The sequence below is a fragment of the Mesorhizobium sp. M7A.F.Ca.US.014.04.1.1 genome (assembly GCF_003998745.1).
In the GTDB taxonomy this organism is placed as follows: domain Bacteria; phylum Pseudomonadota; class Alphaproteobacteria; order Rhizobiales; family Rhizobiaceae; genus Mesorhizobium; species Mesorhizobium ciceri.
The window spans coordinates 1-3,940 of the sequence record NZ_RZRW01000523.1 but is presented as its reverse complement, the minus strand read 5'-3'; the positions used below and the strand labels follow the sequence as shown (position 1 = coordinate 3,940).

Below are 3,940 nucleotides of genomic sequence, written 5' to 3'. Positions count from 1 at the left end.
TCATCGGACTTGGCGTGGCGCTCGTCAGCCATCATATCTGAACCTGCAAATGAAGAGCCGCGATTTCGAGGGAGATCTGACGGTGAAATTTCAGCGGCTGCTGGCGGCAAGGCCCGATATGCCGAAGGATGGCTGACGGCCTGCTCGCGCATCCGGCAAGATATACCGGAACCGGCGCGCCTTCGGGGCCATCGCCCGAATTCTACAGACCCTAGGCCGCGCCTACCCGCCGCCGCCTTCCTTCTCAGCCTCCTGCTTCAGCGTCGCAATGAACCGCTTCGTCCGTTGCTGCTCCGGATTGTTGAACAGCACCGCGGCCGGTCCCTTCTCGACGACGACGCCGGCATCGAGGAACACCACTTCCTTGGCGATCTTGGAGGCGAGGCGCAGATCATGCGTCGCCATCACCATGGTCGTGCCTTCACTGGCGAGCTTGCCAAGCACGTCGACCACCTCTTGCGCCAGTTCCGGGTCGAGTGCCGAGGTCGGCTCGTCGCAGAGCAGCACTTTCGGCGACGGCGCCAAGGCGCGGGCGATCGCCACGCGCTGCTGCTGGCCGCCCGACAGCGTCGCCGGCCAGGCGTCGGCCTTGTGCGCCATCCCCACCTTCTCCAGCAGAGCCAGCGCCCGCTCGCGTGCCCTCTCAGGCGCCCATTTCAGCACCGTCACCAGCCCTTCCATGACGTTCTCGATCGCGGTGCGATGCGGAAACAGCTGGAAGTTCTGGAACACCATGCCGGTCTGCAGCCGCAGGCGCTGGATATCCCTGGCCGGAACCCTGCCACCAGGATGGAATTCGAGCGTCTCGTCGCCGATGCGCACCGTGCCCGAGGTCGGGATCTCCAGGAGGTTGATACAGCGCAGCAGGGTGCTCTTTCCCCCGCCCGACGGGCCGACCAGCGCCGTGACGCTGCCTTCGGCAATGGTGACCGTCACGCCCTTCAACACGAGATTGTCGCCAAAGCGCTTTTCGATGTTGCTGAGGCCGATCATGAGCGTGCCTCCAGGAAGCCGCCATAGCGGTTGAGCCGGGTCTCCAGCCGCGTCTGCAAGGCCGACAGCACCGAACTCAGCGCCAGATAGAGGATCGCCGCCTCGACATAGAGGATCAGCGGCTCATAGGTGGTGGCGACGATGCGCTGCGCCGCCTGGAACATCTCCGGCACGGTGATGGCGGCGGCCAGCGACGTATCCTTGACCAATGAGATAAAGGTGTTGGAAAGCGGCGGCACCGCGACCCGGCCGGCTTGCGGCAGGATGGTGCGCCGCATCGCCTGGCTCCAGGTCATGCCGATCGAATAGGCCGCTTCCCACTGGCCCTTCGGCACCGACCCTATGGCCGCGCGGATGATTTCCGACGTGTAGGCGCCGATGTTGAGCGTGAAGCCGATCAACGCCGCCGTGAAGGCGTCGAGCAGGATACCGACCGACGGCAGGCCGTAGAAGATAAGGAACAGCTGCACCAGCAGCGGCGTGCCGCGGAAGATCCAGACATAGAAGCGCACCAGCGCGACCAGCGGTTTCGGACCAAACAGCCGGGCAAGCGCCGCACCCAACCCAACGGTCAGCCCAAGGACGAAGGACAACAGCGTCAGCGGCACGGTGAAGATCAGCGCCGCCCACAACAGCGAAGGCAGCGACTCCAGCATCAGTTGCAGCCAGTGCGGCACGTAAGACCCTCCAAATAAGTCGAGGCTTTCGTCGAGGCGCGACATATCACGACAAAAGCGGCGGACCGTCAAAGACGACTCGCCGCTCGATATGTCCTGTGGGCCGCGGAGCGGCCCGCCTCATAGATTACTTCGAAACGTCCTGGCCGAAATAGGTGTCGGAGATTTTCTTATAGGTGCCGTCGGCCTTGATGTCGGCCAGCGCCTTGTTGATCGCCGCGACCAGCTCCGGATCGCCCTTGCGCACGATGACGCCGGAATAGTCGGCGTTTTCCTCTTGCGCGGCGATCTTCACATTGGCGTCGGGCTTGTGCTTCTTGAAGTCGAGGAACGACAGGCTGTCATTGATCGTGGCGTCGGCACGGCCTGTCAGAAGCAGCTGGATCGATTGGTCGAAGCCATCGGTGCCGACCAGCTCGGCGCCGTTCGTTTCGGCCAGCTTGCCGAAATTCGAGGTCAGCGACTGCGCCGACTTCTTGCCCTTGAGATCGGCAAAGGTCTTGATGTCTGTGTTGTCGCCGCGCACGATCAGCACCGCCTTGGAGGCGATGTAAGGATCGGAGAAGTCGTACTTGGCCTTGCGGGCATCGGTGATGCCGACCTCGTTGATGACGGCGTCATAGCGATTGGCGTCGAGGCCGGCGATCAGCCCGTCCCACTTGCCTTCGAGGAATTCGACCTTGACGCCGAGCTTGTCGGCGATCGCCTTGGCGATTTCGACGTCGAAGCCGACCAGTGCGCCCGAAGTGTCATGATAGGTGAATGGCGCATAAGTGCCTTCCGTGCCGACCTTGATGACCCCGGCCTGCTTGATCTGGTCGAGATTGGCGCCGGCATGGCCTGCGGTGACAGCCAAGGCCTGCAGCGTTCCGGCGATGATGAGCGACTTGAGCCATTTCATTTTTCTGTGATCCCGTCCTTGGCCGGCCGACCGGCATATTGTGAGCGCTGGAAACTGACAGATGCAAGTCGAAAAAATAAGGAACAGAATTCCAAAAACAATCAGTTTCTGAAATCAGATACTCAAACTGGCGCTTTCCAGCCGACATCACGGCTATCGCGGGTAGTCCCCGGAGTCCGCCAGGCAACACATACCCGCAGCCACGGTCGCGGAACCTTTCCCGCGCATGGCAGTTCTGGCTGTTCTAGGGCACGACGCCGCCATTTCAACCCAGGCGCCAGCCAAGTTTGCAAAGTCATCCGCACCACCCAGGGAGCGCCTCATGATGGAAGACACGGCAGGACGGATCATGGTCCGCGCGGCGATGAAGGCTCCCTACCTCGAGCGTGACGAAGAGCATCGGCTTGCATTGCTCTGGAAAGAGGACAACGACCAGAACGCGCTGCACAGCATCACCGTCGCGCATATGCGGCTGGTCATTTCCATGGCCTCCAAATTCCGCCATTACGGCCTGCCGCTCGGCGACCTGGTCCAGGAGGGTCATGTCGGACTGCTCGAGGCCGCCGCCCGCTTCGAGCCGGAGCGCGAGGTGCGGTTCTCGACCTATGCGACATGGTGGATCCGGGCCTCGATGCAGGACTATATCCTGCGCAACTGGTCGATCGTGCGTGGCGGCACCAGCTCGGCGCAGAAGGCGCTGTTCTTCAACCTGCGACGCCTGCGCGCGCGGCTGGCGAATGGCGCCGAGCCACTGTCAAACGCAACGCTCTATCGCGAAGTATCGGAAGCACTCGGCGTCTCCGAAGCCGACGTGGCGATGATGGATTCGCGGCTGTCGGCTCCCGACTCCTCACTCAACATGCCGGTTGCCGACGATGCGGGTTCGACCGAGCGCATGGAATTCCTGGTCTCGGACGATCCGCTGCCCGACGAGATCGTCGGCGACAAGATCGATGTCGCGCGCCGCTCGCTCTGGCTGAGGGAGGCGCTTCGCGCGCTCAACGCACGGGAGTTGAGGATCATCGAGGAACGCCGGCTTAACGACGAGGGCGCGACGCTGGAAGCGCTCGGCGAAACCCTCGGCATCTCCAAGGAACGCGTCCGCCAGATCGAGGCCCGCGCCATGGAAAAGCTGAAGGTCGCGTTGGTGAAGCAGAATCCGGAGTTCATGGCGACTGCCGCCTGAACGGCGGCAGGCGTCCGCAGGTGCCTACTTGTCCGTGACGATCTTGACCTTGTCGCCGGCCGAAACCGCGGCACCAGGCGACAGCGCGTTGAGGACGCGGAACAGGTCGAGCTTACGGTCGACGCCGACCATCTGCGCCGAAAGCGAACCCATCGTCTGCCCAGGCTGGACAGTGACGACGCG

Annotated in this window: 4 protein-coding genes and 1 pseudogene; 1 reads left to right on the top strand and 4 read right to left on the bottom strand. The window is 62.9% G+C overall.

Translation table 11 applies throughout. The features are described 5' to 3' along the window. Positions 1 to 222 precede the first annotated feature (222 nt). The 3 genes from EOA22_RS26590 to EOA22_RS26580 all read right to left on the bottom strand — a co-directional run bounded on the left by EOA22_RS26590 (position 223) and on the right by EOA22_RS26580 (position 2,571). Positions 223 to 993: an amino acid ABC transporter ATP-binding protein gene (locus EOA22_RS26590; protein WP_013529175.1), complete on the bottom strand. Its 771-nt coding sequence runs from the start codon at positions 991 to 993 to the stop codon at positions 223 to 225. Next, positions 990 to 1,670 carry an amino acid ABC transporter permease gene (locus EOA22_RS26585; protein WP_013529174.1) on the bottom strand — a complete coding sequence of 227 codons (681 nt, stop codon included), beginning with the start codon at positions 1,668 to 1,670 and terminating at the stop codon, positions 990 to 992. Before EOA22_RS26585 ends, EOA22_RS26590 begins: the two co-directional genes overlap by 4 nt. Before the next feature lie 127 nt (positions 1,671 to 1,797). Further along, positions 1,798 to 2,571, bottom strand: coding sequence for an amino acid ABC transporter substrate-binding protein (locus EOA22_RS26580; protein ID WP_013529173.1), 774 nt, complete (start codon positions 2,569 to 2,571; stop codon positions 1,798 to 1,800). Between the two features lie 322 nt (positions 2,572 to 2,893). On the opposite strand from EOA22_RS26580, the gene EOA22_RS26575 reads away from it, so the two are divergent. Next, a complete protein-coding gene (locus tag EOA22_RS26575; protein ID WP_013529172.1) occupies positions 2,894 to 3,757 on the top strand; it encodes an RNA polymerase factor sigma-32 in 864 nt (287 codons plus the stop codon). Between the two features lie 24 nt (positions 3,758 to 3,781). Here the strand turns inward: EOA22_RS26575 and EOA22_RS39085 are convergent. Further along, positions 3,782 to 3,940 (bottom strand): annotated as a pseudogene (locus EOA22_RS39085) (metalloprotease); the annotation flags it as partial.

What these genes read in the sequence shown, in the direction of transcription:
- EOA22_RS26590 (WP_013529175.1), bottom strand. Translation starts at nt 993, where the DNA reads ATGATCGGCCTCAGCAACATCGAAAAGCGCTTTGGCGACAATCTCGTG.
- EOA22_RS26580 (WP_013529173.1), bottom strand. Translation starts at nt 2,571, where the DNA reads ATGAAATGGCTCAAGTCGCTCATCATCGCCGGAACGCTGCAGGCCTTG.
- EOA22_RS26575 (WP_013529172.1), top strand. Translation starts at nt 2,894, where the DNA reads ATGATGGAAGACACGGCAGGACGGATCATGGTCCGCGCGGCGATGAAG.